The sequence below is a fragment of the Pseudomonas sp. MOIL14HWK12:I1 genome, from assembly GCF_000510705.1.
Lineage (GTDB): Bacteria > Pseudomonadota > Gammaproteobacteria > Pseudomonadales > Pseudomonadaceae > Chryseomonas > Chryseomonas oryzihabitans.
Genome location: NZ_KI783307.1, coordinates 810,050 through 836,609, shown reverse-complemented (window position 1 = coordinate 836,609; position 26,560 = coordinate 810,050). Strand labels below are relative to the sequence as shown.

Below are 26,560 nucleotides of genomic sequence, written 5' to 3'. Positions count from 1 at the left end.
CTCAGGCTCGCCAAGGACCGCCGAGGCGTATAACCTCGGCGGCCTTACAGCGCCTGGGGTATGAGCATGCAGTTGCCCGAGCAAGACCGTTTCGATCCGCCGCCGCTGCGCCTGCGGCGGCCCTTTCTAACCTCCCTCGCCGCCGGCCTCAGCACCCTCTCGGTGCTGACGGGTTTGGCCGCGCTGCTGGCGGGCGGTGCCGCGCTGCTGCAGCTGCCGCAGTTGGCGCCCTATCTGTCCCTGGCCCGCGAGACCGCCCAGGGCTTCCTGGGTGGCGGCGCGCTGCTGTTGCTGGTCGGGCTCTGGTTGCGCCGCCGCAGCCAGCGGCGCTGGCGCTATCGCAATGCCCTGAGCCTCTCGCCCGAGCTCAAGCGGCGGCGCTAGCTAGCGCTGCCGCAGGCGTGCCAGGCCACCGCCCAGCAGGCCGGTAAGGCAACCCAGCACCAGGCCGCCGACATGGGCGCCATTGGCGATGGAGCCGAAGCCGAGCAGGTCGAAGACGCCGGTCAGGCAGATCACCAGCCAGATCAGCATCATGGCCACCACGCCGCGCGGCATGCGATAGGCCGGATTGGGCGCCAGCCACTGGAACAGCCAGCAGTGGCCGAGCAGGCCATAGAGCACCCCGGACAGGCCGCCGAACAGGGCCGGGCCGGTCCAGGCGTACTGCACCAGGTTGGAGCCGGCGGCGAACACCAGGGTCAGGAGCAGCAGCATCAGGCCGCCCTGGCGGAATTCGATGCGCCGACCCAGCTCCCAGTACCAGAGGGCGTTCATCGCCAGGTGCAGCAGACCGAAGTGCAGGAAGATCGGAGTGACCAGCCGCCACCATTCGCCACGGGCCAGGCTGGCGTCGAGATCGAGGAAGGCGATGTGCTCGGCGTCGATCAGGCGGAATTCCTGCAGCGTCAGGTAGTGGATCAGCGCCAGGTTGTCGCCCAGTTCGGTGGCCAGGCCCAGCAGCAGGGTGATGGCGAGAAAGACGGCGCTGACCGGACTGGCCTTGAGTTGCGCCAGCAGGCCGAAGCCGCGGGGGCCGCGGGCGGTCTGGACCTCGCCACGCGGATCGCCATCGGGATAGCGCTCATAGAGGCTGCGGGTCTCCTCGACCCGCGCCGGGTCCAGCACCCAGAGCACCTGGCTGTCGCCCTCTTCCACCACCCGGTGGCGGATCTGCAGGCGCCGCAGCAGGCGGGTGAAGCCCAGCAGGTCACGGCCCAGGGGCACGCGCAGCACGGGTTGCGGCTGGTTCATCGCCCCTCCTCGCGCTGGACGTCGATCCAGACGAACTTGGCCGGATCGATCTGGCGTTCGTCGTCGAGGCGGTAGGCCACCAGCTTGCCGTACTTGACCGCGCTGTAGTCCAGGCAGGCCAGGTTGGGCCGCAGCGGTTCGGGATGGCCGTCACGCCAGTAGTGACCGACGAACAGCATCGGCTCGTCCTCGCCGTAGCAGAGCAGCCCGGCCTTTTCCTCGTCGCTCAGGGGTTCGCAGGCGATTTCCGCCGGCAGCGCATCCGGCTGGAAGACCACGTCGCCATAGGTCTGGGGATCGCTTTCCCAGAACTTGGTGCGAAAGCGCGCCCGCACATAGCCGTCGCTGCCGGTGAGGCGCAGGCCGTGGGGCAAGGGCAGCGAGACGCCGTTGAGCAGGCGCGAGGCGACCCGGCTGGCGAGGCTGCCACCGACGATGGACTGGCGGACGAAGTCCTCGTCGATGCAGGCGTCCGGATAGTGGTGGAGGAGTTCGTCGATCAGCCGCTGATCCCAGCAGGCATGCACGATGCGGAAGTGACCGAAGTCCTTGCACAGCGGCAGGGTGTAGAGCCAGTCCAGGTGGTCCTGCCACTCGCCGGGATGATCGGCGAAGGCGGCCAGGGTCTCCTGGATCAGCTGGCGATGACGGGGGGTGTGTTCGCGCACCCAGGTCTGGCCGGTGCCGGGGAGCGCCGGGGTGTGCCAGGCCAGGGCATTGAGTTCGTGATTGCCGAGGATGCAGTGGGCATGGCCACCCTCGACCATGGCGCGCACCCGACGCAGGGCGCCGCGGATGCGCGGGCCGCGATCGACCAGGTCACCGAGAAAGATCGCCTGGCGTTCGGGATGCTGCCAGACGCCGTCCACCTGTTGATAGTCGAGGCGCTCCAGCAGCAGGTCCAGGGTATGGGCGCAGCCGTGGATGTCGCCGATCAGATCGTAGCCGCAGGGCATCAATCGTCTCCCAGGCGACTGCCCCAGCCGAGCTTGGTCCGGCAGATCTCGTAGTAGTTGTGATCCAGCGGGTGGATCAGCCTGAGCTTGTGGGGCTTCTTCTGAATGGTCACGGTATCGCCGGGTGCGCAGGTGAAATGATTCTGGCCATCACATGAGACCTGCGGATAGATCGTCATGTTCGGCGACACCAGGATCGACAGGGTGCTGTCGCCGGAGACCACGATGGGCCGGCTGGACAGGGTGTGGGGATACATGGGCACCACCACGATGGCATCCAGCTTGGGATGCATGATGGGACCGCCCGCCGACAGCGAGTAGGCGGTGGAACCGGTGGGGGTGGCGACGATCAGGCCGTCGGCGCGCTGGCTGCAGACGAACTGGCCGTCGATGTACAACTCGAATTCGATCATCCGGGTGGATTTGCCCGGGTGCAGCACCACGTCGTTGAGGGCATCGCCCTGGCCGATCATCTCGCCGCCGCGTTCGACGAAGGCGTCCAGCAGGAAGCGCGTCTCCATCAGGTACTGGCCGTCGAGCACCTCGGCGACCTTGGTCTCCAGCTCGTCGGGGCGGATGTCGGTGAGAAAGCCCAGCTTGCCGCGGTTGATCCCCAGCACCGGCACCCGCGGGCGCACCAGGGCGCGGGCGGCGCCGAGCAGGCTGCCGTCGCCACCGACCACGATCACCAGGTCGCAGATCTCGCCCATGAGCTTGCGCGACACCGTCTGCAGGCCGTGTCCGGGCAGGACTTCGGCGATGGTGTTTTCCAGGATGACGTTGCGCCCGCGTTGCAGCAGAAAGGTCTTGAGCCGGCGGATGGTGTCCAGCACCTGGGTGCTGCCGAGTCGACCGATGATGCCGATGTTACGAAAGGAGTCCATGACGCGCCGGCGGCCCCGTTGGCTGGAAAGTGCGGAAAGTATGGGCGAAAGCCCGTGGCAGCGGCAAACCGCCCTCATCCGACCACGGGTCGCCGCCGGTGATCCGCAGCGGCCCGGCTTGGCCTATGCTGGCACCATGACGCCCTTCGCCGAGCTGCACGCCCTGCCCCGCCGCCTGAGCCAGCCCCAGGTGCGCGATCTCGCCTGGACCCTGGTCGCGCCGCCCTTGCTGGAGGCCGCCGACACCCGTCATCCGCTGGCCGCCAGCGACTGGGCGAGCCACCCCGAACGTCTGGCCGACTGGCTGCTGCAACAGGACGCGGCCCCCGCGGCCCTGGCGACCTGGCTCGCCCAGGGCAGCGACCGCCGCCTGGGGCGCCAGTACGAAAGACTCTGGCAATTCGCCCTCGAACGGGCGCCGGGACTCAGGCTGCGCGCGGCCAACCTGCCCTTGCGCGACGGTGACCGTACCCTGGGTGAACTGGACCTGCTGGTGGAAGACGCCGAGGGCGTTCATCACCTGGAACTGGCGGTGAAGTTCTACCTGGGCGAAGGCCCGGCGGACGCACCCCGCTGGCTGGGCCCCGGTGGCGAAGACCAGCTGGCGCGCAAGCTCGCCCATCTGCGCCAGCGCCAGTTGCCGCTGTCGGCCACGCCCCTGGCCCGGGCCAGCCTGGCGGCGCTGGACATCGCCCCGCCGCGGGCGGCGCTGTGGCTGGGCGGCTATCTGTTCCAGCCGCTCGACCGCCCCCTGCCCTGGCCGGCGGACGCCCTGCCATCCCGACAACCCCAGCTGTGGTGCGCGCGCGGGCAACTGCCGGAGGGTCCCTGGGAGGTGCTGCCCAAGGGCCACTGGCTGGCACCCGCGGTGGCCGACACGCCCTGCCTGCCGCTGCCGGACGGCGAGCCGATCTGGCCGCAATTGCTGGTGCGGCGCGATGCACGCGGCGACGAGGATGCCCGGCTGTTCCTAGTGCCTGGGGGTTGGCCGCTTCAGCCGCCGAACCACTTCGCCAGCTGAGGCTCCAGCGCGCGGCGGCCCTGGAGGCCCCCGCTGTGGATCAGCACCAGGCGACTGCCCGGGGCCAGCGCGCCGCTCTCGATTGCCTGGCGCAGGGCCAGCCAGAGCTTGCCGGTATAGAGCGGCTCCAGGGGGATCCCGGTCTGCGCCTCGAACTCCGCCATGGCCCGGGCCAGTTCGGCATCGAGGCGGCCGAAGCCACCGCGGCTGGCGTCCAGCAGGCGCCAGTTCGGGACCGTGTGCTGGGCGAGCAACCGGTCGAGGTTGGCTTCGACGCCGTGCCCGGGCGGCACCGCCAGGCCGCCCACCACCTGCCAGGCGGGATCGGCGGCGCGGATCACCCCGGCCAGGGTGGTGCCGGTGCCGGCGGCCAGCCAGACTTGCTGGCAATCGGGCCAATCCAGGGCGGCGAGGCCCTGGCGCAACTCCGTGACGATGGCCGCGCAGGCCGCGGCGGCCTGCTCGTCGCAGCCGCCTTCGGGAATGGGCAGCAACCCGGGATAGCGCGCTTGCCAGGGCTGCCAGAAGTCGGCGTCATGGCGACGGCGATAGCCGCCATAGCCGAGCCAGTGCAGGGTCATGCCCTGGGCCTGCAGATCCTGGACGGTGGGCGTCAGGCAGGGTTCGCCGCGCAGGAGGCCGACGGTAACGAAGCCTTCCGCCCGGCCCAGGGCGGCCAGCGCATGCAGATGATTGGAGTGGGCACCGCCGAGACTGATGAGCCCACGGCCCTCGCCCCGGGCCAGGCGTTCGCGCCAGGGCCGCAGCTTGTAGCCCTTGTTGCCGTTATGCGCGGCCGGGCGCTGATCCAGGCGCAGCACCGCCAGGCGCAGGTCGCGCGCCACTAGGGCGGGCAGTTGCACCTCCTGCAGCGTGGCGGGTGGGAGAGATATCATCCGCCGGGGATTCAGAGATTGGCGACGTCGCCATCGCTGTCATCGCCGCGGTGCTCGGCGCACAGCGTCGAGCGCAGCGGATCGAACTGGGCGGGATGCTCGACCCGCACCACCGGCCGCCCGCAGCGCTCGCCCTCCACCTCGGCCTGGCACACCGGCTGCTGGTGATGCTCCAGCCAGCGCTGGTATTGCTCGCGGCTGACCTTGCAGTGCTCGGCGACATAGCCCAGGGGATCGGCGCTGAACCGCGGCACGTCCTGGCGGCTGAGGATCAGATGCCCCGCCCCCGGCTGGAAGGTGACGAACAGGATGCCCTGGCGCGCCAGGCGTTCCAGCTGGCCTTCGTTGCTGTCGCCGATCAGCTGGGCGCAGCGCTCGCGCAGCTGGCGGATGTCTTCCTGCAACTGGCCGTCCAGCTCGTCGCGGTACTTGAGTTCCACCTCGCGGATGGTCAGCTGATTCTTCAGCTCGCCCACCGCGGCGGCCACCCGGGCTTCGCTTTCGGCTTCAGACTGGATGCGCAGCGCCTCGATCTTGTAAAGGGCGTTGCGCTCCAGGGTGCGCATCTGTTCGTTGAGTTCTTCGCGCTCCTGGCGCGCCAGGTCGTGCTGTTGCTCCAGGTGCTGGGCCAGGGCGGCGTAGCGCACCTCCAGCTCGGCCTTGGCGGCGCGCGCCTCGTCGGCATCGCGCTGCAGGCGGGCCAGGTCTTCCTGGTGCTGGCGGGTCAGGGTCAGCAGACGGGTGCGCTGGCCGGCGATCAGCTTGTCCAGCGCCTCTTGGTGTTCTTGGGCGAGGATGCGGCGGACCCGTTCGAGACGGGCCTCGACATCGATGCCGTCGGCGGCACTGGGATGATATTCCCCGGCCAGCTCCACCTCGCCGTCGCGCGGCGCGACCAGGCCCAGGCAATCGCGGATCGCCTGCCAGTCGTCATGCTCGGCCTCGCTGCGCGGATCCCAGAGATCGCCCTGGTGCCAGGAAATCGGGCAGTGGCTGCGACTGGCCAGGCGGATCGGCCCGGCGCCCAGGTCGGGACCGACATCGCCGCGCTCGGCCAGCTCCGTAAGCGGCAGGTCCCACTCCGGCAGCGGACTGCCCTGGGCATCGAAGGCCAGCAGGAAAAACACCGCGGCCTTGACCCGGCGGTGGTCGTCCAGCAGCAGATAGACGAAGCGATGGCGCCGTCCGGCGCAGTCGAGCAGCGTCTGGTCGCCCTGCCAGAGCGCCTGGAAATCGGGAAACAGCAAGGCGCGATTCACACCCTGGTCGCCGAACCCCAGCACCACCGGGGTCAGTACCGCCTCTTCGTTCAACGTCTCTGCCATCTCTCGCCGCGTGCTCTGTCGATCCCACATGAATACCGAGGCCGGCCTCTCGCCAATTGGCGACCGGACCTGCATCCGCGCGCCGACCTCGGGCGGCGACGCGCTTGATCCGCGTCGCCGCCCGACTGCTCCAACGCGCCGGGCCCCCACCCGACGCATCAGGACGGCAGCTTAGCCAATCCTGGTCGGCGGGATGGAAGAGAGGCCAGACATTGGGACGAGGGTCGGTCCGGAACCGATGTTATGCGGAGTGGATCACAGAAATCATCCCTGATTGCAACGAAGAGTTACAGCTCGGCGGCAAGGCGAGTGGCCTGATCGATGGCGCGCTTGGCATCGAGTTCGGCGGCGACATCCGCGCCCCCGACCCGATGCACCGCCATGCCGGCGCCGAGCAGTTCGTCTTCCAGCTCACGCAGGGACTCCTGGCCGGCGCAGAGCACGACGTTGTCGACGTCCAGCACCTGCTCGCCGCCATCGGGCAGGCGCAGGTGCAGACCGGCATCGTCGATGCCCAGGTATTCCACCCCGCCAATGGCCTTGACGCCGCGCTGCTGCAGGCGCGCGCGGTGGATCCAGCCGGTGGTCTTGCCCAGGCCCTTGCCGGGCTTGCCCGGCTTGCGCTGCAGTAGCCAGACCTCGCGCGGCACCGCCGGCGGCGCGGCCGGGGCCAGGCCGCCAGGGCTGCTGAAGCTGGGGTCTATGCCCCACTCGCGGTAGAAGGCGGTGATGGGCTCCGCCTCCTGATGGCCATGGGTGAGGAAATCCGCCACGTCGAAGCCGATGCCGCCGGCGCCGATCAGGGCGACACGCCGGCCTACCGGCTTGCGCTCCAGCAGGACGTCCAGATAGCCCAGCACCTTGGGATGGTCGACCCCCGGGATGGGCGGTACGCGCGGCGTCACCCCGGTGGCCAGGATCACCGCGGCGAAGCCCTCGACCTGCAACTCGCCGGCGCTGACACGATGATTGAGGCGGACATCCACCCCCAGTCGCTCCAGGCGCCGCTGGAAATACCTCAGGGTCTCGCCGAATTCTTCCTTGCCCGGAATGCGCCGGGCGACGTTGAACTGGCCACCGATCCGCTCGCTGGCTTCGAACAGCACTACCTTATGGCCGCGCTCGGCCAGGGTGCAGGCGGCGGCCAGGCCAGCCGGCCCGGCGCCGACCACGGCGAAGGTGCGGGCCTCGGCGGCGGGCAGGATCTGCAATTCGGTCTCGTGGCAGGCGCGCGGATTGACCAGGCAGCTGGTCAGCTTGCCAGCGAAGGTATGGTCCAGGCAGGCCTGGTTGCAGGCGATGCAGGTGTTGATCTCGTCGGCGCGGCCGGCGGCGGCCTTGGCGACGAAATCCGGATCGGCCAGCAGCGGGCGGGCCATGGACACCAGGTCGGCCTGGCCGGCGGCGAGGATGGCCTCGGCCACCTCGGGGGTGTTGATGCGGTTGGTGGCGATCAGCGGCACCCGCACCCGGCCCTTGAGCTGGGCGGTGACGGCGGCAAAGGCGCCGCGTGGCACCAGGGTGGCGATGGTGGGGATGCGCGCCTCGTGCCAGCCGATGCCGGTGTTGATCAGGCTGACCCCGGCGGCTTCCAGCCAGAGCGCCAGCTGCAGGCATTCCTCGGGGGTGCTGCCCTGCTCCACCAGGTCCAGCAGCGAGAGACGGAAGATGATCAGGAAATCCGGACCTGTCGCCGCGCGGATGCCTTCGACGATGGCCAGCGGCAAGCGGCAGCGCTGGGCGAAGTCGCCGCCCCAGCGATCCGTGCGGTGATTGGTCCGCGCGGCGATGAACTGGTTGATGAAGTAGCCTTCGGAACCCATCACCTCGACGCCGTCGTAACCGGCCTGTTGCGCCAGGGTGGCGCAGCGGATGAAGGCGGCGATCTGCCCCTCCACCTCGGCCTCGTCCAGTTCGCGCGGGGTGAAGGGATTGATCGGTGCCTGCAGCGCCGAGGGCGCCACCAGCTGGGGGTTATAGGCATAGCGCCCGGCGTGCAGGATCTGCAGGCAGATACGGCCGCCGGCGGCGTGCACCGCGTCCGTTACCGGCCGGTGATGCTCGGCTTCCTCGGGGGTGGTCAGCTTGGCCGCGCCCTTAGCCACGGCACCCTCTTCGTTCGGCGCGATGCCGCCGGTGACGATCAGCCCCACCCCGCCCCGTGCCCGCTCGGCGAAAAAGGCCGCCATCCGCGCGAAACCGCCGGGCCGCTCTTCCAGCCCCGTGTGCATGGACCCCATCACCACGCGATTGCGCAACGTGATCGACCCCACGGGCAGAGGTTCGAGCAGATACGGATAGTTATCCATAGGGGTGGTATTACGGGCGGCAAGCTCGATCATGGCGGTCTCCGGTGGTTGGCCTTTCTGGGAAAGCCTGGCGCAACGATAGGAAGAGCGCGCCCCCGTCTCAATCACCGGAAATGACAACCTCTTTACCCAAATGCACAGCCGCCCCTTGGCAGTGGCGGTCTGGTCTCCTACCCTGAGCACCTTTATCCCGCCCGGCCCAGGAGGCCGGACCGCTCTGGAGTGCCGATGCGCAAGCTCGTGTTCCTGGTGCTGATCGCCCTGTTCGCCGTACTGGCGGGCTGGGTGGCCCAGCGGCCAGCCTTCCATTACCTGTCGGATCTGCGCAGCAGCCTGGCGGTGGACCTGACCACCACGCCGGCGGCCGCCACCACCGGCAACCTGCTGGGGATCGAGCCCGAGCTGATCGCCCTGGACTACGGCAATTCCGAGCGACTGCGCCTCAAGCTCGATGCCTATCTGGCCAATGCGCGGCGCCTGGGTCTGATCGGCGCCCAGACCATCGTGGTGCTGCCTGAACACCTGGGCACTCCGCTGGCGCTGATGGGCGAGAAACCCGAGGTCTATGCCGCCGCCCGCAGCGAAGACGCCATCCAGTGGCTGCTGCTGGGCAATCCGCTGCGCGTGGCCCGCGCCTGGTTCCAGGCCGAGGGTGACCGGCGCCTGGCCGACAGCCTGTTGCGCATGAAGGCCTGGGACATGGCCAGCGCCTATCAGCAACTCTTCGGCGGACTCGCCCGCCAGTACGGCGTCACCCTGGTGGCCGGCTCCATCGTGCTGCCCGGTCCGACCCTGGTCGACGGCGAATTGCAGGTGGGCACGGGACCGCTGCGCAATGTCACCCTGGTCTTCGGACCCGATGGCAAGGTGCTCGGCCAGCCGCTGGTGCGGCCCCTGACAGCCCGGGAACGCGGCGACGATCTCAGTCCACCCCTGCTGCGATTGGAGACGCCGCTGGGCCGTCTGGGCGTCATCCAGGGCAGCGACACCGGCCGCGCCAGGGTGCTCGACGATCCCCAGGTGGAACTGCTGGCGATCCCCGCCCTCGCCTCGGGCGCCACCCCGGCACCGGCGCCCTTCGATGTGCAGCGTCTGCGCGCCGCCGGCATTCGCGCCGCGCTGGAGGTGCAGTTGCGCGGACGGCTCTGGGAATGGCAGGCCGGCGGCGGCAGCCGGGCCTTCACCCCAGACGCCGAAGCCGCCACCGATCCTGCCCGGGCCGGCAGCAAGCTGATCAACCTGCGGCTATGAGCGCGCCGGCGCTGCGCCTGGGCGATCTCTCCACCGGCTTCGTGCTGGCGCTGGCGGCGGCCGTCGACCAGCGGGGCGCCGATGCCGCCGGCCTGCTGGCGCGCTTCGGCCTGAGCGCGGCGCGGCTGGCCGAACCCGGCGGACGGCTGTCGATTCCCCATTACATGCGCCTGGGCCACGCCGCCCTGGAGCTGACCGGCGATCCGGCACTGGGCCTGGCCATGGGTCGGGCGATGCGCCCGGCCTTTCTCGGTCTCGCCGGCGTCACCGTGGGCCAGGCGCCGGACGTGCGCCACGCCGCCGAGACGCTGCTCAGGCTGGAGCCGCTCTATGGCCGCAACTACCGGGGTCGGTCGCGCTATGCCGCCCAGGGTCGCGACGCCTGGCTGCACTTCTATAGCATCAGCCCCTACAACGCCTACAACCGCTTCGTGGTGGACGCGGTGCTGAGCGCCTGGCTGGCGTTGCTGGGCACGGTGGCCGGCCAGGCGCTGCAACCGCGCCGCGTGCTCATCGAATACCCTGCCCCGGCGGACCTCGCGCCCTACGCGACCGCCTTCGGTTGCCCGGTGGAATTCGGCGCCGCCGAGAATGCCCTGTTGCTCGATGCCGTGACCCTGAGCCGGCCCGGTCCCGAACATTGCCCGGCCACCTGGCGCCAGTTGCTGGCGCTGAGCGACGCCGAGCACGGTCGGCTGACCCGCACCCGCGGACTCACCGAGCGGGTGGTCGAGGTCATGGGGCCGCTGTTGCGGCATGGCGAGCCGACCCTGGAACAGATCGCCAGCCGGCTGCGCCTGCCCTCCTGGACGCTCAGGCGCAAGCTGGCCGAGGAAGGCACCCAGTACCGCGCCCTGCTCAACCTGACCCGCCGCGACCTCGCCCTGGCCTATATCCGCGACACCGAGGCCAGTTTCGGCGAGATCGCCTACCTGCTCGGTTTCGCCTCCCCCGCCGCCTTCCAGCGCGCCTTCAAGCGCTGGACCGACCAGACCCCGGGCGACTGGCGGCGCCTGCAGCGGCAGGGCGTGGCCGGCTGAAGGGAGCATAGGCGCCGATCGTGGGTCCTAACTGCCTGATCCTTCACCAGGACTGCGCTCGCCCCATGCCCAATTTCCTGTTTGCCCTGCTACTGCTGTGCCTGGCGCTGCCGCTGCGCGCCGCCGAAACCCCCGCCCAGGCCGCGACCGGCCTCGATCCCCAGCAGGCGCGCCAGGTCGCGGCCCTGCTGCAGGATCCGCAGCGGCGCCAGGAGCTGATCCTGACCCTGCAGGCCATTGCCAGCCAGCCGGCCAGTGCGGCCGCGACCAACCCGGCGCCGGCGAGCGCGGCAACCGCCGCTGCGCCGGCCACGGCCGCCACCCCGGCTACAGGCGAAGAAAAGACGCTGGTGCCCCTGGAAGCCAATGGCCTGATCGCCCAGACGCTCAGTCGCGTCGGGCGCTGGGCCGACAACCTGGGCAGCGAACTGAATCAGGTACAGCGGGCGGTACGCAGCCTGCCGGACTGGTCGCGCGCCAGCTTCACCTCCGAAGCGGGTCGCCGGGCCCTGTTGCAGGCCCTGCTGACCCTGGCCACCCTCTTTGCCGCCGGCCTGCTCGTCGAGTGGCTGATCCGGCGGGCGCTCCAGCGCCCTCGGCAACGGCTGCAGCGCCAGGCCGATCACGCCGACAGCCGCGCCCGCCGCCAGGCCCAGCAGCAGGCGGCCCAGCCGTCACCGCCTGCGGCCGCGGCACCCGCGGCCGAAGAGGCCGCTACCCGCCCGGCCGAACCCGCGGTGGCCCTGGTCATGACCCAGCGCGACGGCGTTGATCAGCTCGAAGAGGTGCCCATCGCCCCGTCCGATAGCGCCGCACCGGTGCCGGATGAGCCCACGCCCAGCTCCATCCCGGCCGATCCCGCTCCCGCCAGCCCCGCCCGACGCAGCGGCGAAGAGCACTGGACCACCCTGCGACACCTGCCCTTCGCCCTCGGGCTGCTGGTGCTGGAAGTGCTGCCGCTGCTGGCCTTCTGGGCCATGGCGGCGCTGCTCATCCACTATCTGGTGGGCTCGGATGCCAACCTGCGCGAGCTGGTCGGCGGCTTCCTCGGCGCCTACCTCACCACCCGCCTGGCGCTGATCGTCATTCGCCTGCTGATCGATCCCGCCGCCCACGGCATCCGCCTGCTCAAGGTCAAGGCGCCCCTCGCCTGCACCCTGCTGCGCTGGCTGCACGCCTTCGTCGCCCTGATCACCTTCGGGCTGGCGCTGGCTCAGGCCGCGGACATCCTCGGCGCCAACGAAGAAGGCCGCGAAGCCATCGTCAAGCTGGTCTCGCTGCTGGCCCACCTGCTGGTGGTGGGGCTGATCTTCCACGTGCGCCGGCCGGTGGCCGCGCGCATCGCCGGGCGTCAGGATGGCAGTGGTGCCCTGGCCGTGCTGCGCGCCTGGCTGGGCCAGGTCTGGGCGGTGTTCGCCGCGGTGTTCGTCATGGGCGGCTGGACCATGTGGGCGCTGGACATCGAGAACGGCCTGCCGCGGCTGATGAACTTCGTCGCGCTGTCCGCCGGCATCGTCATCCTCGGGCGCCTGGCGGCGGTGTTCCTGCTCGGCCTGCTGGGTCGGCTGTTCCAGCCGGCGGCGAGCGAAGGCGCCAGCGGCAGCGATCTGCACCTGCAGCGCTACTATCCGCTGGCGCGCTGGCTGGTGGGAGTGATCGTCACCCTGATCACCGCCCTGGCGCTGTTCCAGTCCTGGGGCTGGAGCGTGCTGGACTGGTTCGGCGAGGGCAGCATCGGTCGCAACCTGCTGTCCGCCTTCCTCACCATCCTCATCGCCGCCATCATCGCCGTGGCGATCTGGGAAGGGGCCAACGCCGCGGTGAACCGGCGACTGAGCAGCTGGAGCGAACGCGGCGATACGGTGCGCGCCGCCCGGCTGCGCACCCTGCTGCCCATGCTGCGCACCGGCCTGTTCATCCTGGTCGCGCTGATCGTCGGCCTCACCGCCCTGAGCGAGTTGGGCATCAACACCACGCCGCTGCTGGCCAGCGCCAGCATCATCGGGGTAGCGCTGGGCTTCGGCTCGCAAAAGCTGGTGCAGGATTTCATCACCGGCATCTTCCTGCTGCTGGAAAACGCCATGCAGGTGGGCGACTGGGTCACCGTGGCCGGGGTCTCGGGCACCGTGGAATACCTGTCGATCCGCACCGTGCGCCTGCGCGCAGGCGACGGCTCCCTGCACATCGTGCCCTTCAGCTCGGTGTCGGCGGTCAACAACATCAACCGCGGTCTGGGCAACGCGGCCCTGCGCATCAGCGTGGGCTATGAGGAAGACATCGAGCGCGTCATCGCCGAACTCAAGGACATCGGCGCCGGCATGCGCGCCGACGATGCCTTCAAGGAGCTGATCCTCGCCGATCTGGAGATCTGGGGCGTGGACGCCGTCGACGGCTCCATGGTGACCATCGCCGGCCAGATGAGATGCCTCGACAAGGGCCGCTGGGGCGTGCAGCGCGAACTCAATCGCCGCATCCTCGAACGCTTCCGCGAGCGCGGCATCGAGATCGCCAATCCGCGCGCCAGTCTGCTGCTGCCCAGCGAAGCCGGTATCGTACCCTCCACGCCCATCCCGTTACGCCCTGCGGAGTAAACCCCGTGCAGTACCGCCAAGACGCTTTCAACGGCCTGATCATCGATGCCGCCTCGCTGCCCACCAACCGCGAGGCCTTTGCCCCGGCGCTAGCGGAGTTGCTCGACCGCGCCCGGCGCGAGGAACGCAACCTGATCTGGCTGACCCTGCCCCTGGCCCTCGGCGATCTGGTGGGGATCGCCACCGCCGCCGGCTTCGTCTTTCACAACTGCCTGGAGCAGGAGCTGACCCTGGTCTGGCGCGGCACCCCCACGGCCTTCGCGCCCTTCGTGCCGACCCACAGCCTGGGTGTGGGCGGCCTGGTACTCAACGACCGCGGCGAATTGCTGGCGATCCGGGAGCGCGGCAGCCAGGGTTACAAGCTGCCGGGCGGCCATGTCGAACTGGGCGAAGACCTGGCGCCAGCGGTGGTCCGCGAAGTCTGGGAGGAAACCGGCATCCGCAGCGCTTTTCGCAGCGTGGTCGGCCTGGTGACCACCCATCCCTACCGTTTCGGCAAGTCCAATCTCTATGTGGTCTGCCGCCTCGATCCGCTGAGTGCCGAGATCGCCATCCAGGATCCGGAGGAGATCGAGGACGCCCGCTGGCTGGCGCTGCCCGAGTACCTGGCGGATCCGGGCAACAGCGCCTTCAATCGCGAGCTGGTGCGCAGCCTGGCGCAGGCCGAGGGCCTGCAGACGAGTGCGCTGAACAGCGAGCGCTATCCCAAGGCCGAGGTCTTTCTCGCTCAGCCGTCGAAGGACTGATCCATGCTCTCGGCCGGATGAGCGTCGCGCGGACGCCCCACCGGACGGGCGGGAATGCCCACCACCGTGGTATGGGGCGCCACCGGGTGCAGGACCACGCTGTTGGCGCCGATCTTGGCGCCTTCGCCGATCTCCAAATTGCCGAGGATCTTGACCCCGGCACCGATCATCACCCCGCGCCGCACCTTGGGATGCCGATCGCCCTGCTCCTTGCCGGTGCCGCCCAGGGTCACCTGCTGCAGGATGGAGACGTCGTCTTCCACCACCGCGGTTTCGCCGATGACGATACCGGTGCCGTGGTCGAGCATGATGCCGCGCCCCAGCCGGGCGGCCGGGTGGATGTCGATGGCCAGCAGCCGATTGCAACACGCCTGCAGGTGCAGGGCCAGCAGCCGCTCGTCGTTGCGCCAGAGGGCATGGCTCAGGCGCTGGGTCTGCAGCGCCAGGAAGCCCTTGGAGAACAGGAAGATCTCCAGCAGGCTGGCATAGGCCGGATCCCGCGCCAGCACTGCTTCCAGGTCCGCGCAGGCCGCCGCGGTCAATTCTGGCCACTCGGCATGCAGGGCGGCGAAGCGCTCGGCGAGGGCCTCGGCCTGCCCTGGATCCTCCGCCAGGGCCTCGGCGCAGCGCCGGACCAGGGCTGCCGTCAGATCCACCGGCTGCAGCAGCGCGCGCGTCAGCCCCGCGGCCAGGGCCGGGGCATCGCGACGCCCGGCCTCGGCCTGGGCGCGCAGGAGTTGCCAGAGTTCGGGAGCGGAGCGAGGCGGCATGGCGGATAGGCGTCCTTAACTGAAGGCGCCCAGCTTAACGGGCACAGCGTTCAGCGTCTTGTACATCAGGGTGGTGCTGTCGCGGCGTTCCGGTTGGCGGGCATCCAGGGAATAGCCGGGAATCCTGCCGACCACCTGATAGCCGAGGGACAGATAGAGCGGCTCGGCATGGTCGTCGCTGCGGGTGTCCAGGGTCAGCAATTCCCGTCCTTCGGCCCGCGCGGCCGCTTCCACCGCCTGCATCAGCCGGCGCGCCAGTCCCTGGCGCCGGTAGTCCGGATGCACCAGCAACTTAACCACGTCCGCGCGGTGCGGCTGGTTGGCCGGGGTATCCAGCACCAGCTGCACGCTGCCGACCACCCGGTCGTCCTGCAGCGCGGCAAACAGCAGCCGGGTGCCCCGGGCCAGGCCCGGCGCCACGGCTTCGGTCCAGAAACGCCGATTCACGCTGTCGGCGAGCGGCAGGATGAAGCCGATGCTGGCGCCCTGCTCGACACAGGCGGCCAGCAGGCGCTGGAAGTCATCCAGGTGACGGGTGAAGGCGGCAGCCTCGAGCTGCTCGATACGCAGGGACGCACTCATGGACACACCTCAGATCATGAACAGGAGATAACGGGCGCCCGCCGGACCACTGAGGAAGCGGCTGCTGCCCCAGAGGCGATAGCGCAGGCAATCGCCGACGCCCAGGCGGTAGGACTGGTCTTCGATCCACAGCTGCAACTCGCCTTCGAGCAGCAGCAGATGGTGTTCGAGGCCTGGGCGGGGCGATGCCTCGTAGCGGATGTCCACGCCCGGCCCAAGCGCGCTTTCGATGACCTCACCCGCCAGGGCCTGGGCCGGCGGCGACACCGAACGGCGGGTGAACGCCTGCGCGGGATCGCTCCAGATCTGCTGCGCCTGGCGCTGGACCTGGGCCGGATAGCGGCTTTCCACGCTGTGCAGCAGGCGCGTCAGGGTCAGGCCGTAGGCTGAACAGAGTTGCCCGAGCACCGCCGTGGTCGGGCTGACCTCGGCGTTCTCCAGGCGAGACAGCGTCGCGCGACTGACCCCACTCAAGGACGCCAATTGCTCCAGGGACCATTCACGCTCCAGGCGCAGCGCCTTGAGCCTTACCGCCAGTTGTTGATCCAGCATGACCACCTCCCGATTCAGGGAATTTTTCTCACATAAGAGAGAAAAGTGCAAGGTTACTGCTGTGCTACCCCTGTAGCATCAGGCCGCTGCCAAAGTTGATATCGCGTTAAACCTTATCGGAGAAACTCTTTACCGGGCACGTCGTTATATCCAGATGCCTTTCCGGACCATTCAGCAACGAGAGGCTCTAGCCAAGCCGTCCGCATTCTTCCACCGGCATCGAAAGAGCGCTACTCTGTAACATCGAACAAGCAGGTACGCGCGACGAAGATGATAATTTTCAGGCGACTCCAGAACGCGACTTCGATAAAGGCGTCTGAATGCCTGAGCGCATCAAACCCCAGCGAAAACGCTCCCTACAGCAAGATGTTTCAAGAATTTTCAGCGCCAGACAGGGGTTCCAACCGGAAAGTTATTCCGACCTTGGCCGAATTCTTTTACAGCTCCTGTACAACTTTTCCGGAAACGGCTCTAGCAGGACAAAGTTCAATTTTAAGTCTGTATCGAAGTTGCACCTCGTATAACAATATATCCCTCCATCAGCCCGCTCGAACTCGCTTTATAAACCCCTACTCTCAATATCCGAATCGCTTAGCCTTTGGGGGCACGCATTCAACTGTTCAATAATTGAAAGTGGGAGAAGTTCTTATGGCCAACAAAAGTAGCAATCCAGGTAACTTCGCCAACAATCGCGAGCGCGCCGCCGAGGCGGGTCGCAAGGGCGGACGGGCGAGCGGCGGCAACTTCGCCAACAACCCGGCCCGGGCGTCCGAAGCCGGGCGCAAGGGTGGCCAGAACAGCCATGGCACCCGCCGTCCCGAGGCCGCGAACGACGCCGCGGCGACCTGAGGCATTCTGCCCCCATGGCAGCCGCCTCGGATCAGAGACTCCGGGCCGGCTGCTACCTTTGCTTCTCGCTTACCCTCCTGCCCCGCCGCCCGCCGCCTATCCTGCTCCTCCAGTGAGTTCCAACTCACACAAATGCATGACCGTGCTACTTTTATCGGACAACCCGAGTGGTCCCCAGGGCTCGCTCTCCCTGCTTCTGTCCGTCTGCGCCGGTGCCCATGCTCAACAACATTCGCATCCAGAACAAACTCTTCGCCGGCTTCGCCGCCATCATCGCCCTGGTGGTCCTGCTGCTCTGGCTGACCTATGCCGCCTTGCAGAGCCTGGTCGACGCCAACCGCTGGGACAGGCACACCGCCGAGGTGCTGCTGTCGGTTACGGCGCTGGACAACAACCTGCTGGAAACCCGCGCCAGATTGCGCACCTTCTGGTACTCAGGCGCTAGCGCCGATGCCGATACCGCGCGCCAGGCGCTGACGTCCCTGACCGCGGCCGTCCGTGTGCCCCAGCAACTGACCCAGGACAACGCCAGCCAGCAGCAGCGCTTCGCGCGCCTGAGCGCCGATCTCGACAACTGGCGGCAGAACACCTTCGAGCCCCTCCTGCGCCTGCGCGAGACGGGCAACCTCAGTCCGGCTCAACTGGCCAACGAACCGCTGGTCACCGCCCTGTCCACCCAGGTCACCAACCTGCGCCAGCAGATCCAGGGCATAGGCGACGAAGAGCGCCGGCTGTCCGCGCAACGGGCGGGCCATACCGAGGAAGTGCGTGACCAGCTGACCTGGACCCTGGTGGCCGGCGGCACCTTCTGCGTCCTGCTGGCCGCCCTCATCGCCTGGTTGCTGTCCCATCACCTGTTGCGCTCGATTCGGCGCCTGACCGACACCGTGGCGCGCATCTCCGCCGGTGACAGCGGCGCTCGGGTGCAGGTGCTAGGCCGTGACGAACTCGCCCAGGTGGGCCTGGCCTTCAATCAGATGGCGCAGCAGATCCAGGACGACCACGCGCGCGAACAGGCGCTGATGCACCGCCTGCGCGCCGATGTGGACGACCTGCTCGGAGTGGTCAACCGGGCTGCCGCGGGCGACCTCACCGGGCGCACCAGCGTCACCGGCGACGACGCCATCGGCCAACTGGCTCGCGGCCTGAGCAAGATGATCGAGGACCTGCGCGGCATGATCGCCAAGGTGCAGCGCGCCGGTATCCAGGTGACCTCTTCCACCACCGAGATCGCCGCCTCCTCCCGCCAGCAGGAGGCCACCAGCATCGAGCAGGCGCAGACCAGCGTGGAAGTGCTGAGCACCACGCGGGAGATCGCTGCCAACGCCAACGCCCTGGTACGCACCATGGAAGAAGCCGTGCAGGTCGCCGACGAGACCACCCAGGGCGCGGAGCAGGCGCGGAGCAGCCTGGCGAGCATGGACGGCACCATGCAGCGCATGGTGGCCGCCACCGATTCCATCAACGCCAAGCTCGCCGCCCTGTCGGAAAAGTCCAGCCACATCAACAAGGTGCTGACCACCATCACCAAGGTCGCCGACCAGACCAACCTGCTGTCGCTCAACGCCGCCATCGAGGCGGAAAAGGCCGGCGAGGCCGGGCGGGGTTTTTCGGTGGTGGCCACCGAGATCCGCCGGCTGTCCGACCAGACCACCGCCGCCACCGACGACATCGAGCAGATGCTCAAGGACATGAATTCCGCGGTCTCCGCCAGCGTCATGGGCATGGACAAGTTTTCCGAGGAAATCCGCCGCAGCGTGCAGGAGGTGGCCAGCGTCAGCGATCAGTTGGCCGAGGTGATCGAGGACGTACAGAAGCTGCCGGCGCGCTTCGATATCGTCCTGGAGGGCATGCAGTCTCAGGCCGTGGGCGCCGGCCAGATCGCCGAGACCATCACCCAGCTCAACGACAGCACCCAGCAGACCACCGAGGCGCTCAAGGCTACCAGCGAGGCGGTCCAGTATCTGCAGCAGGCAGCCCAGGACCTGCAGAGCAGCGTCGCTACCTTCTCGGTCACTCGTTGAGCATGCAGATCCTGGTCTTCCAGCTGGCCGAGGCCGCGGCGGCCCTGCCGACGACGGCGATCCGCCAGGTGCTGCCCCTGCTGCAGCTCACCCGCTTTCCTGCGGCGCCCGCGGGGGTCGCCGGCCTGATGAATCTGCACGGCGCGGCGATCCCGGTGGTCGACGTCACCGCCATGAGCGGCGGCCCGGCGGCCCGGGCGCGCCAGGATACCCGCATCCTGCTGGTGGACTTCACCCTGCCCGAGGGCGATAGCCGTCCGCTCGGCCTGGTGGTGGAGGGTGTCGCCGGCGTGCGCCGGGTCACCGCCCGCGCGCCGCGACCGGCCGGCGTCCGCCTGCCCGACTACCCCTGGCTCGGCGAAGTGCTGGAGACGCCCGAGGGCCTCTGGCTGTGGCTGGAACCCGACCGGCTGCTCTCGCCAACCCTGGCCGCCCTGCTGTTCCAGGAGGCCGCGTGAAGCTCGATCCCCGGCTGGCGCCCCTGGTGCGGGCGCGCACCGGTCTGGCCATCGCCGACGACATGCTCGGTCGCGCCATCCGCCAGCGCCTGCGCGAGCGCCAGGAGGGCGATGCGGACGCCTATATGGCGCGCATCCTCGACGACGAAGGCGAATTCGCCGATCTGCTGGACCTGCTGGTCATCCCCGAGACCTGGTTCTTTCGCGATCCCCAGGCGATCGCCCACGCCGCCCGCTTCGCCCAGGAGCGCCACGCCCGCAGCGGCGCGCCGGTGCGGCTGCTCAGTCTGCCCTGCTCCACCGGCGAAGAACCCTATACCCTGGCCATGGCGCTGTTCGATACCGGCCTGCCCGCACAGGCCTTCCAGGTCACCGCGGTGGACATCAACGAGCCGTCCCTGGAGCGCGCCCGCCGCGGCCTCTATGGGCGCAACTCTTTTCGCGCCCGCGACCTCGGCTTTCGCGATCGCTATTTCGAAGCCGAGGGCGATCGCCAGCGCCTGGCCGAACGGGTGCGCAACCAGGTGCGCTTTCGCCAGGGCAACATCCTGCAGCTGGGCAGCCTGCGCGACGGCGCGCCCTTCGACGTGGTGCTCTGCCGCAATCTGCTGATCTATTTCGACGACCAGACCCAGGGCCGTGCTCTAAGCCACCTGGCCGCACTGATGCACGACGACGGCCTGCTCTGCGTCGGCAGTTCGGAAATGGTCAGCGCCATGCGGCATGGCTTCGCCAGCCTGGGCGTGGCCCACGCCTCGGCACTGGTCAAACGCCAGGCCGCGGGCGCCGAACCCGCGCGTCCGCACCCGCAGCCGGCGTCGCCACGGCGCAAGGCCGCGGTGCGACCGCCGCCCCCAGCGCCGCCGCTGCCCGCCCGCCTGCGCGCCAGAAGCACACCCGCACCTACGCCGATAACACCGGTCGCCAACAGCGCTCAGCCGCTCGAGGAAGCCCAGCGCCTGGCCGACGCCGGGCGTGGCGCCGAAGCCGAGGCGCTGCTGCGCAACCTGCTCGAGGCGGATCGCAGCCAGGCCGGTGCCCACTTCCTGCTGGCGCTGATCCTGCCCGACGACCGCGCCGCCGAAGCCGAGCGGGCGCTGCGCCAGGCCCTCTATCTGGAGCCGGGGCACTATCCCGCCCTCTGTCGCCTGGCGCTGATCTGCGAAAGAGCCGGCCGCCTCGACGAAGCCGGACGCCTGCGCGAGCGCGCCGCGCGCATCCAGACCCGCGCCGGTGACGACGCATGAGCCTGAATCGTGAACTCAGCGCCCTGGAGCGCGCCGCCTGGGCCGAGCACTATGCCGAACCCCTGGACGACCGCCAGGCGCGCTCGGCCAGCGCCCTGGTCTTTCGTCTGGGCGCCGAATGGCTGGGGCTGCCGGGCAGTTGCCTGGTGACCGCCACCGAACCCACCGCCGTGCACCGCGTTCCTCACCGGCGTTCGCCGCTGCTCCGCGGCATCGTCCCGGTACGCGGCCAGCTGCAGCCCTGCATTGCCCTGGAGCTGCTGTTGGCGGTGGCACCGGGCGACCAGACCCGTGGCTTTCCGCGCCTGCTGCTGTTGCATGTCGGCCGCCGCGACTGGGCCGTGCAGGTGGACGAGGTGCTGGGGCTGCAGCGCTATGCCCCCGGCGAGGTGCAGCCGCCTCCCGCGACCCTGGGCGGCGACTTGCTCAGCTATCTGGGCGGTGTCTATCGCGAAGGCGAGTACCAGGTCGGCCTGCTCGATCTGCCACGGCTGGAGCGGGCCCTGGAGGAGGCGCTGCGATGAGCCAGCCACCGCGCGATGTGCGCGAGATGTCCCTCTATGATCTCTTCGCCAGCGAAGTGCAGAGTCATCTGCAGCCGCTGGATGCCGGCCTGCTGCGTCTGGAGCGCGATCCCTCAGACACGGGGGTGATCGAGCCGATGATGCGCGCGGCCCATTCCATCAAGGGTGCGGCGCGCATCGTCGATCTCGACGGCCTGGTGGAGTTGGCCCATGCCATGGAGGACTGCCTGGTCGCCGTCCAGGCCGGGCGCCGCAGGCTCGGACCGGCGGATATCGACCAGCTGTTTCGCTGCGTCGACGTCCTCGGCGAGGTCAGTCGCCTGGACGAAGCCGCCAGCCAGCGCTGGCAGCGCGAGCAGCGTGATGCCCAGCGGGCACTGGCGCAGGCGCTCAGCGCCACTGACAGCGAAGCGCCCCCGCCTGTCGTGGCCGCCCCCCAGGAGCCGATGCCTGCCCCGGCGGTCCAGGACGAACCGGCACCTGACGCCGAGCGCAGTCGGGATCCGCTGCGGGTGGACAGTGGTCGCTTCAACCAGATTCTCGCCCTCACTAGCGAGGCGCGGGTCATGGGCCTCGGCCTGCATGGCCTGGTCCAGGGCTTCCAGGGCTATCGCGCCGAATTGCAGGGACTGTTCGGCCAGGCCCAGGCGGTCAGCAGCGAGTTGCGTCAGCGCCAGGAAGGCCTGCTCGATCGCTATCAGCAGCAGCTGCAGGCCCTGGAAGCCTATGAGCGGCGCCTGCTCGGGGTCTGCCAGGGGCTGCTGGACGAGGTGCTGGGGGTGCGCATGCGCCCGCTGCGCGATGCCGTCCAGGGCTTTCCGCGACTGGTGCGCGACCTGGCCCGGGGACTGGACAAGGACGCCGTGCTGCAGGTGGACGGCGCCGACACCCTGATCGATCGCGAGGTGCTGGCGCGGCTGGAAAGCCCGCTCAATCACCTCCTGCGCAACGCCGTCGACCACGGCCTGGAAACCCCGGCCGAACGCCGCGCCTTGGGCAAGCCCGAGTGCGGCCAGATTCGCCTCGAGGCGCGGCATGTCGCCGGCCGCCTGCAGGTCAGTCTGCACGACGACGGTCGTGGCCTGGACCTGGAGCGCATCCGCGCCGCGGTGATCGCCCGCCGCCTCAGTCCGCCGCCAGTGGCCGCCGAGCTGAGCCCGGCGGAGCTACTGGAATTCCTGCTGCTGCCCGGCTTCAGTCTCAAGGAAACGGTGACCGAGCTGTCCGGGCGCGGCGTGGGCCTGGACGTGGTGGCCGACGCCATTCGCGCCCTGGATGGCGAGGTCCGCCTGGAAACCCGCCCGGGGCTGGGCTTCAGCACCCACTTGCTGGTCCCGGTCAGCCGCTCCATCGTCCGCGCCCTCATCGTCGACATCGCCGGCGAGGCCTATGCCCTGCCGGTCAACCGGATCGAACGGGTGCTGCGCCTGGATCCGGCCGCGGTGCACTCGCTGGAGGGCAAGGCCTTCTTCCTGCTCGGCGAAGATCGCCTGGGCCTGGTCGCCGCCCATCAGCTGCTGGAGCTGGACGGCGCGCCGCCCAGCGGCGATCTCGCCGTGCTGGTGATCGGCAGCGGCGACCGGCGCTACGGGCTGGTGGTGGATCGCCTGCGGGGCGAGCAGGGCCTGGCGCTCAAGCCGCTGGACGAGATCTTTGGCAAGTTGCGCTCGGTCATCGCCGGGGCGCTGCTCGACGACGGCAGTCCGGTGCTCCTGCTGGACGTCGCCGATCTGCTCACCGGCATCGAGCGCCTGCTCGGCGAAGGCCGCCTGCGCCAGGTGCAGAGCGGCGCCGTCCTGGACAGCCGGCGGGTCAAGCGTATTCTGGTGGTGGACGACTCCCTCACGGTGCGCGAGATGGAGCGCAAGCTGCTGGAAGGCCAGGGCTACCAGGTGGAGGTCGCGGTGGATGGCATGGATGGCTGGAACGCCGTCCGCGCCGGCGAATTCGACATGCTGCTGTCGGACATCGACATGCCCCGCATGAACGGTATCGAACTGGTGGAACTGGTGCGCCGCGATCCGCGTCTGCATGCGCTGCCGGTGATGATCGTGTCCTACAAGGATCGCCCGGAAGACCGGCTCAAGGGCATGCAGGCCGGTGCCGACTACTACCTGACCAAGGGCAGCTTCCACGACGATGCCCTGATCACCGCCGTGCAGGACCTCATCGGAGCGCCATGAGAATCGCCATCGTCAACGATCTGCTGCTGGCCACCGAAGCGCTGCGCCGCCTGCTGACGGGCGACGGTCGCCATACGGTCGCCTGGATCGCCCACGATGGCGAGGAAGCGGTGGCGCGCTGCGCCGAGGACCGCCCGGATCTGATCCTCATGGATCTGCAGATGCCCCGTCTGGACGGCATCGAGGCCACCCGCCGGATCATGGCCCAGTCGCCCTGCGCCATCCTCATGGTCACCGCCACCCCCGACGACTGCGAAGGCGTGTTTCGCGCCATGGGCGCCGGCGCCCTCGACGTGACCGCCACCCCGGCCCTGAGCGGCGGCGCCGACGGCGGCGCCCTGCTGCGCAAGATCGCCCGTATCGAACCCCTGGTGCGCCTGCCGGAACGCGCCGCCCGCCCGCAACCGGTCAGCGCTGCCGCTCCCGCCGATCGCGCCCAGGCGACGCCGGACACCCTGGTGGCCATCGGCGCCTCCACCGGTGGCCCGGCAGCCCTGGTCAGTCTGTTCGAGGCCTGGGCGCCCACGGCCCAGGCCAGCGTGGTGCTGGTGCAGCACATCGATCGGCGCTTCGCCCCCAGCTTCATCGGCTGGCTCGGCACCCAGATCGCCTGGCCGGTCACCGCCGCCCTGCCCGGCGCCCTGCCCGCCCCCGGTCAGGTGTCCGTCGCCCTGGGTGATGACCACCTGCTGCTGGATGAGCGCGGTCGCTTCGCCTACACGGCCGAACCGGTGGATTACCCCTATCGTCCCTCGGTGGATGTGTTCTTCGACAACCTCGCCAGCCACCCGCTGCGGGCCGCCAAGGCCCTGGGGATCCTGCTGACCGGCATGGGCCGCGATGGTGCCAGCGGCCTCTATGCCCTGCGCCAGAGCGGTTGTCCGACCCTGGCCCAGGATGAGGCCAGTTGTGCCGTATACGGCATGCCTGCGGCTGCGGTTAGAATGGGCGCCGCGGAGCGCGTACTCAGCCCCACGCAGATCGGTGCCTGGCTGCAACGACGCTTTGGCAACGGCTCGCGGAACAGCATATGACAGGTCGCCAACAGGAGCGTTGGACGACGCAGTGGCAGGGACTGGCCAAGAATAGACGCGGGACGTTTGACCCCGCCCGCACAAGGACTCGCAGTAATGGCCACGCACGAGGGTAATACCCTGGACAGCCTGACCGCACCCAAGGTGCGCCTGCTGCTGGTGGACGATCAGCTGATCATCATCGAAGCCCTGCGGCGGATGATCGCCGATCAGCCCGACATCGAGCTGCATTACTGCCTGGACGCCCACCAGGCGGTCAGCATGGCCCTGCAACTCAAGCCCACGGTGGTCCTGCAGGACCTGATCATGCCGGAGATCGACGGCCTGGAAACGGTCAAGCGTTTCCGTGCCGAACCAGCGCTGCGCGACGTGCCCATCGTGGTGCTCTCCTCCAAGGAGGACCCCCAGGTCAAGGCGCAGAGCTTCGCCACCGGCGCCAACGACTATCTGGTCAAGTTGCCCGACAAGCTGGAACTGCTGGCGCGGGTGCGCTACCACTCCGAGGCCCATGTGCTGCGCGCCCAGCGCGACGAGGCCTTTCGCTTCCTGCGCGAAAGCCAGCGCCAGCTCGCCGAGGCCAATATCCAGCTGCAGAAGCTGGTGGCCATCGACAGCCTCACCGGCATCAACAACCGCCGCCATTTCGACCAGACCTACGAAGGCGAATGGCTGCGAGCCCGGCGCAATCGCCAGCCGCTGGCCCTGCTGCTGTGCGACGTCGACCACTTCAAGCGCTACAACGACACCTATGGCCACCTCAGCGGCGATCTCTGCCTGAAGAAGGTGGCGGCGGTGCTCACCGAGCAACTCAAGCGACCGGCCGACCTGGTGGCCCGCTACGGGGGCGAGGAATTCGCCATGGTGCTGCCGGAGACCGACGCCGAGGGCGCGCTCAAGGTCGCCGAGGCCTGCCGGGCCGGTGTCGAGCGGTTGCAGGTGGCCCACTCCGGCAGCGACCTGGGCTTCGTCACCATCTCCATCGGCGTCGGCAGCATCCAGCCGCAGAGCGGTGACGACCACGAAGCCTTCATCGAGCGCACCGACCAGGCGCTGTACCAGGCCAAGGCCGAAGGCCGCAACCGGGTGCACCTGGTCAAGGGCAGCGGCAAGGACCTCCCGGCCTAGGGACGCGGCGGCTGCGACCTAGAAGCTGCGACTGACCAGGCGATTACGCCCTTCGGCCTTGGCCTGGTAGAGCAGGTTGTCGGCGGCCTTGAGCAGGCCCTCCGGGGTCTGCTCGGGGGTCGGATTGCAGCAGGCCAGGCCCATGCTCATGGTCAGCCAGAGCCGGTCCTCGGCCAGCGGATGAGCGATGCGCAATTCGGCGATGCCCTGCCTACAGCGTTCCAGCACCGCTTCGGCGGCCGTGCGCGAAGCGCCCGGTAGCAGCAGCACGAACTCCTCCCCACCATAACGCGCCAGGCAGTCCCGCTCGCGGATGCGCTGCTCCAGCACCTGGGCGACCCGTGCCAGCGCCTGATCCCCGGCGCCATGGCCATGGGTATCGTTGTACTGCTTGAAATAGTCGATATCGAGCATGGCGATGGCCAGCGAGCCCCGCCGGCTGACCGCCAGCTGCCACTCGATCGCCAACTGCTCGTCGAAGCGGCGGCGATTGCCCACTGCGGTCAGCGGATCCATGTGCGCCAGCTCTTCGAGCAGCCGCCGCTGGCGGGCCAGTTGCAGGTGCAGCCGCACCCGCGCCAGCACGGCCAGAGGATTGAAGGGCTTCTGGATGAAGTCGCTGGCGCCCAGTTCGAAACACTCCACCTCGCGGTGCAGGTCATTGGCCGCGGTGATGAAGATCACCGGGATGGCACTGGTCTCGGCGCGGCGCTTGAACAGCTGGATCAGTTGCAGGCCGTCGATGCCGGGCATCACCACGTCCAGCAGGATGAGGTCGGGGTGCTCGCGGGCGGCCTTGGTCAGGGCCTGCACCCCGCTCTTGGCCAGCATGATGCGCGCCTCGTCGCGCAGCAGGTCGCCGAGGACGCGCAGATTGCTCTTCTGATCGTCGACGATGAGGATCAACGGCAGGTCCGGACGGCGCCCCTCCATGGGCAC

23 protein-coding genes and 1 pseudogene are annotated in these 26,560 nt (G+C 69.0%); 14 read left to right on the top strand and 10 right to left on the bottom strand.

Annotation, left to right across the window (positions count from 1 at the left end; all coding sequences use genetic code 11):
- Nucleotides 1-66 precede the first annotated feature (66 nt).
- Nucleotides 67-384 (top strand): hypothetical protein, encoded by a 318-nt coding sequence (locus PSEK12I1_RS0113890; protein WP_231501006.1) that lies wholly within the window; start codon nucleotides 67-69, stop codon nucleotides 382-384.
- Here the strand turns inward: PSEK12I1_RS0113890 and PSEK12I1_RS0113885 are convergent, their stop codons facing one another.
- The 3 genes from PSEK12I1_RS0113885 to PSEK12I1_RS0113875 are packed head-to-tail and all read right to left on the bottom strand — an operon-like array spanning nucleotide 385 to nucleotide 3,094.
- Entirely contained in the window at nucleotides 385-1,254 is an 870-nt protein-coding gene (locus tag PSEK12I1_RS0113885; RefSeq protein WP_027599822.1) for a rhomboid family intramembrane serine protease, read from the bottom strand.
- Nucleotides 1,251-2,210: a metallophosphoesterase gene (locus PSEK12I1_RS0113880; RefSeq protein WP_027601911.1), complete on the bottom strand. Its 960-nt coding sequence runs from the start codon at nucleotides 2,208-2,210 to the stop codon at nucleotides 1,251-1,253. The genes PSEK12I1_RS0113885 and PSEK12I1_RS0113880 overlap by 4 nt, the downstream gene beginning before the upstream one ends.
- Entirely contained in the window at nucleotides 2,210-3,094 is an 885-nt protein-coding gene (locus PSEK12I1_RS0113875) for an NAD(+) kinase (protein ID WP_007158929.1), read from the bottom strand. Before PSEK12I1_RS0113875 ends, PSEK12I1_RS0113880 begins: the two co-directional genes overlap by 1 nt.
- Nucleotides 3,095-3,134: 40 nt before the next feature.
- Here PSEK12I1_RS0113875 and PSEK12I1_RS0113870 point away from each other — a divergent pair, with 40 nt between their 5' ends.
- Complete coding sequence (locus PSEK12I1_RS0113870) at nucleotides 3,135-4,115, top strand: DUF1853 family protein (RefSeq protein ID WP_027601910.1); 981 nt, start codon at nucleotides 3,135-3,137, stop codon at nucleotides 4,113-4,115.
- Here the strand turns inward: PSEK12I1_RS0113870 and PSEK12I1_RS0113865 are convergent.
- The 3 genes from PSEK12I1_RS0113865 to PSEK12I1_RS0113855 all read right to left on the bottom strand — a co-directional run bounded on the left by PSEK12I1_RS0113865 (nucleotide 4,088) and on the right by PSEK12I1_RS0113855 (nucleotide 8,645).
- Complete coding sequence (locus PSEK12I1_RS0113865) at nucleotides 4,088-5,011, bottom strand: 1-aminocyclopropane-1-carboxylate deaminase/D-cysteine desulfhydrase (RefSeq protein ID WP_081737493.1); 924 nt, start codon at nucleotides 5,009-5,011, stop codon at nucleotides 4,088-4,090. The genes PSEK12I1_RS0113870 and PSEK12I1_RS0113865 overlap by 28 nt on opposite strands.
- 11 nt (nucleotides 5,012-5,022) lie before the next feature.
- Nucleotides 5,023-6,336, bottom strand: a complete 1,314-nt coding sequence (locus PSEK12I1_RS0113860; protein WP_171991242.1) for a chromosome partitioning protein ParA — start codon at nucleotides 6,334-6,336, stop codon at nucleotides 5,023-5,025.
- Between the two features lie 287 nt (nucleotides 6,337-6,623).
- Complete coding sequence (locus PSEK12I1_RS0113855; RefSeq protein WP_027601908.1) at nucleotides 6,624-8,645, bottom strand: NADPH-dependent 2,4-dienoyl-CoA reductase; 2,022 nt, start codon at nucleotides 8,643-8,645, stop codon at nucleotides 6,624-6,626.
- Between the two features lie 228 nt (nucleotides 8,646-8,873).
- Between PSEK12I1_RS0113855 and PSEK12I1_RS0113850 the strand changes: the two genes are divergently transcribed.
- From PSEK12I1_RS0113850 to PSEK12I1_RS0113835, 4 genes are all read left to right on the top strand, one after another.
- The gene (locus tag PSEK12I1_RS0113850) at nucleotides 8,874-9,896 is read left to right on the top strand and encodes a hypothetical protein (RefSeq protein ID WP_027601907.1); all 1,023 of its coding nucleotides are present in this window, start codon (nucleotides 8,874-8,876) and stop codon (nucleotides 9,894-9,896) included.
- Nucleotides 9,893-10,936 carry an AraC family transcriptional regulator gene (locus PSEK12I1_RS0113845; protein WP_027601906.1) on the top strand — a complete coding sequence of 348 codons (1,044 nt, stop codon included), beginning with the start codon at nucleotides 9,893-9,895 and terminating at the stop codon, nucleotides 10,934-10,936. The genes PSEK12I1_RS0113850 and PSEK12I1_RS0113845 overlap by 4 nt, the downstream gene beginning before the upstream one ends.
- 65 nt (nucleotides 10,937-11,001) lie before the next feature.
- Nucleotides 11,002-13,527, top strand: a complete 2,526-nt coding sequence (locus tag PSEK12I1_RS0113840; protein ID WP_027601905.1) for a mechanosensitive ion channel family protein — start codon at nucleotides 11,002-11,004, stop codon at nucleotides 13,525-13,527.
- Between the two features lie 5 nt (nucleotides 13,528-13,532).
- The gene (locus PSEK12I1_RS0113835; protein ID WP_027601904.1) at nucleotides 13,533-14,273 is read left to right on the top strand and encodes an NUDIX domain-containing protein; all 741 of its coding nucleotides are present in this window, start codon (nucleotides 13,533-13,535) and stop codon (nucleotides 14,271-14,273) included.
- On the opposite strand, the gene cysE is transcribed toward PSEK12I1_RS0113835, so the two are convergent.
- From cysE to PSEK12I1_RS0113820, 3 genes are read right to left on the bottom strand one after another with little or no spacing between them, the layout of a single operon-like run.
- A complete protein-coding gene (cysE, locus tag PSEK12I1_RS0113830) occupies nucleotides 14,255-15,043 on the bottom strand; it encodes a serine O-acetyltransferase (RefSeq protein ID WP_027601903.1) in 789 nt (262 codons plus the stop codon). The two genes, PSEK12I1_RS0113835 and cysE, sit on opposite strands and share 19 nt — an antisense overlap.
- Nucleotides 15,044-15,058: 15 nt before the next feature.
- Nucleotides 15,059-15,625 carry a GNAT family N-acetyltransferase gene (locus tag PSEK12I1_RS23805; protein ID WP_037006989.1) on the bottom strand — a complete coding sequence of 189 codons (567 nt, stop codon included), beginning with the start codon at nucleotides 15,623-15,625 and terminating at the stop codon, nucleotides 15,059-15,061.
- A gap of 9 nt (nucleotides 15,626-15,634) precedes the next feature.
- Nucleotides 15,635-16,177: a helix-turn-helix domain-containing protein gene (locus PSEK12I1_RS0113820; protein ID WP_027599832.1), complete on the bottom strand. Its 543-nt coding sequence runs from the start codon at nucleotides 16,175-16,177 to the stop codon at nucleotides 15,635-15,637.
- Nucleotides 16,178-16,849: 672 nt separating this feature from the next.
- Here PSEK12I1_RS0113820 and PSEK12I1_RS0113815 point away from each other — a divergent pair.
- From PSEK12I1_RS0113815 to PSEK12I1_RS0113780, 8 genes and pseudogenes are all read left to right on the top strand, one after another.
- Nucleotides 16,850-17,026: pseudogene (locus PSEK12I1_RS0113815) on the top strand (general stress protein); the annotation flags it as partial.
- Between the two features lie 218 nt (nucleotides 17,027-17,244).
- Nucleotides 17,245-19,050: a methyl-accepting chemotaxis protein gene (locus PSEK12I1_RS0113810; RefSeq protein WP_027601902.1), complete on the top strand. Its 1,806-nt coding sequence runs from the start codon at nucleotides 17,245-17,247 to the stop codon at nucleotides 19,048-19,050.
- A gap of 2 nt (nucleotides 19,051-19,052) precedes the next feature.
- On the top strand, nucleotides 19,053-19,508 hold the full coding sequence (locus PSEK12I1_RS0113805) for a chemotaxis protein CheW (RefSeq protein WP_027601901.1): 456 nt from the start codon (nucleotides 19,053-19,055) through the stop codon (nucleotides 19,506-19,508).
- The gene (locus PSEK12I1_RS0113800) at nucleotides 19,505-20,755 is read left to right on the top strand and encodes a protein-glutamate O-methyltransferase CheR (RefSeq protein ID WP_027601900.1); all 1,251 of its coding nucleotides are present in this window, start codon (nucleotides 19,505-19,507) and stop codon (nucleotides 20,753-20,755) included. The genes PSEK12I1_RS0113805 and PSEK12I1_RS0113800 overlap by 4 nt, the downstream gene beginning before the upstream one ends.
- Nucleotides 20,752-21,279, top strand: a complete 528-nt coding sequence (locus tag PSEK12I1_RS0113795; RefSeq protein ID WP_027599837.1) for a chemotaxis protein CheW — start codon at nucleotides 20,752-20,754, stop codon at nucleotides 21,277-21,279. Before PSEK12I1_RS0113800 ends, PSEK12I1_RS0113795 begins: the two co-directional genes overlap by 4 nt.
- Complete coding sequence (locus PSEK12I1_RS0113790) at nucleotides 21,276-23,462, top strand: hybrid sensor histidine kinase/response regulator (protein ID WP_027601899.1); 2,187 nt, start codon at nucleotides 21,276-21,278, stop codon at nucleotides 23,460-23,462. Before PSEK12I1_RS0113795 ends, PSEK12I1_RS0113790 begins: the two co-directional genes overlap by 4 nt.
- Complete coding sequence (gene cheB / locus PSEK12I1_RS0113785; protein ID WP_027601898.1) at nucleotides 23,459-24,496, top strand: chemotaxis-specific protein-glutamate methyltransferase CheB; 1,038 nt, start codon at nucleotides 23,459-23,461, stop codon at nucleotides 24,494-24,496. Before PSEK12I1_RS0113790 ends, cheB begins: the two co-directional genes overlap by 4 nt.
- Before the next feature lie 96 nt (nucleotides 24,497-24,592).
- Entirely contained in the window at nucleotides 24,593-25,621 is a 1,029-nt protein-coding gene (locus tag PSEK12I1_RS0113780) for a diguanylate cyclase (protein WP_027599840.1), read from the top strand.
- A gap of 18 nt (nucleotides 25,622-25,639) precedes the next feature.
- On the opposite strand, the gene PSEK12I1_RS0113775 is transcribed toward PSEK12I1_RS0113780, so the two are convergent.
- Nucleotides 25,640-26,554 (bottom strand): diguanylate cyclase domain-containing protein, encoded by a 915-nt coding sequence (locus PSEK12I1_RS0113775; RefSeq protein WP_027599841.1) that lies wholly within the window; start codon nucleotides 26,552-26,554, stop codon nucleotides 25,640-25,642.
- Nucleotides 26,555-26,560 lie beyond the last annotated feature (6 nt).